Source organism: Candidatus Eisenbacteria bacterium, assembly GCA_016867495.1.
GTDB lineage: Bacteria > Eisenbacteria > RBG-16-71-46 > CAIMUX01 > VGJL01 > VGJL01.
On record VGJL01000337.1, the window covers coordinates 1 to 1913 of the forward strand.

General features: G+C 69.9%; 2 protein-coding genes. Both read right to left on the bottom strand.

Features of this window, described 5'->3' with window-relative positions; genetic code table 11:
* Positions 1-87: 87 nt before the first annotated feature.
* Complete coding sequence (locus tag FJY88_14040) at positions 88-792, bottom strand: hypothetical protein (GenBank protein MBM3288447.1); 705 nt, start codon at positions 790-792, stop codon at positions 88-90.
* On the bottom strand, positions 789-1865 hold the full coding sequence (locus FJY88_14045; GenBank protein MBM3288448.1) for a hypothetical protein: 1077 nt from the start codon (positions 1863-1865) through the stop codon (positions 789-791). The genes FJY88_14040 and FJY88_14045 overlap by 4 nt, the downstream gene beginning before the upstream one ends.
* Positions 1866-1913 lie beyond the last annotated feature (48 nt).

Genomic DNA, 1913 nt, shown 5'->3' on the forward strand with positions numbered 1-1913 from the left:
ACGGATCGAAAGGATTCGCGCGTTCGCGTTCCTCGCACCCGGCGATTGCAAGGAGCCCCACGAGCAGGACTGCCGCGCGCCGCCCCCTCACCGCGACTGTCCCCCGCGCCCTTTGGCGCCCGGACTCGCCCGCCCGTCCCTCTCGGCACCGGAATCCGGGGAGAGGCGATTCCCGGCGTCTCGGCGCCCATCGTCGTGTCTCTCGGGAAGAACCCAGGACAGGAGCGCGCAAACCAGCGCTGTCTCGGCTCCCACCCAAAGGGCGGTCGACAGCGCGTCCCTGTCTTCCGTCTGCCGATAGAGGCGCCGGATCTCGCCGGGTTCGGCGGCGCGCAGGTAGCTCGAGTAGGATCGATCGGCCGCCTCCTCCGCCACGATGCCTCCCGCCGCCAATGCCGCCGCCAGCCCCGGCATCGCGTAGCGGCCGAGCCGGCGCCACAGTGGCCGCGCGCGTGGGCGTTCCGGCGACAACCCGAGTGCCGGAACCGAGCGGCGCCGATCGGGCCCCGCGTGAAGAGCGAGTCGAACCTTCAGGGTTTCGCCCGCGACGGCATGCAGGAGGGTATCGAGAGCCGGGGGCTGAAAGAGGGAATCGGACGGCGCGGCGAGTCGCAGTCTCTGGAACCCCGCCGGAATCGGGGAGAGAAGCGGCGTCCTTCCCACATACCGATCCGAGATCCATGCCTCGAACCCCGATGGGCTCGTTCCGAGGTCCAGCACGGCCTCCTCAGCCCGGCCGCTCGCGGCGCCGATCGCACAGAGCAGAACGAACGACAGGATGCTCTTCTTCACCGACTCTCCCCGATCGTGAGGACCGTGACCGTTCCTTTCTCGTCGATCGCGGCGAGCAAGGGACCCCATCGGGCGGGCGGCCGCGCGATCCGCGTCCGGAAGTCGAGGCTCCATGCTTCCGCGCCTCGGTCGTGGGTGAACCCGAGCATCCGCCCGCTCAGGCACGGCGCCACCCACGTGTCGCCCCAGGGGAGGACCCCCGCCGCGAGCGTCTCTCCTGTCTCTTTGCCCCAGCCTGTGGACAGCCCCGGCAACTCGATCAGGCGGATCTCTCCCCCCACGGCGGCGCAGCCAAGCCACCCGGCCAGATATCCGGGAGGCGAGACCATGGGAGAGTCGCCGAATGCCGACGCCACCAGGCTTCCCCCATCGCGATCGAACAGGGAGATCTTCCCCCCGTAGCCGGCGCACGCGAGCAGGGAGTCGCAGAGCACCGGGGCGCTCGCGTGGATTCCCTCGGTCGCGGCGACCCAATGGGCGCTTCCCTCCGCCATGTCGAGGCACCAGATCGAGTCGCTTCGCCCGAGAACGAAGAGGCGGGACTCATCCTGACAGATGCCGGCGATCGGGATGCCCAGCGAGCGCTCCCAGAGTCGCCTGCCATCCTCGAGGGCGTAGGCCGAGACCTTACCGGGCCGCGTGGCGACGGCGATGCCGCCTCCACCGGCGGCGAGCCCCACGGCCGCGCCGCTCATTCTCACGCGCCACCGCTCACGGCCGTTGCGGCGCTCAAGAACGATGAGACCCGGCTCCGGCGAACCGACGCAGACCGCGACCGCGCCCGGCGCCGGCACGACTGGCAGGAGCGCTTGCGACCCGAGCGACCTCTTCCAGTGGCGAGCCCCTCCGGAGGCGGAGAGGGACTGGATCCTCTGGTCGGTTCCGACGATCCAGAGCGTGTCCCCGTGGAGTGTGGGAGCCACCCCCGGCGCGTGGGTGACGCGCTTTTCCCAGAGAACCCTCGGCGTCTGGGAAACGGCCACGCCGGGCAAGAGCCCCACCGCGATCGCCGCCGACAGCCCGAGCAGGCGTCCCGACCTTCTCAATAGTTCCACCCGATGAAGAAATCCCATCGATTCCGACCGTCGATCTTCTCGAAATCGGTTCGCCAGGCGAGATCG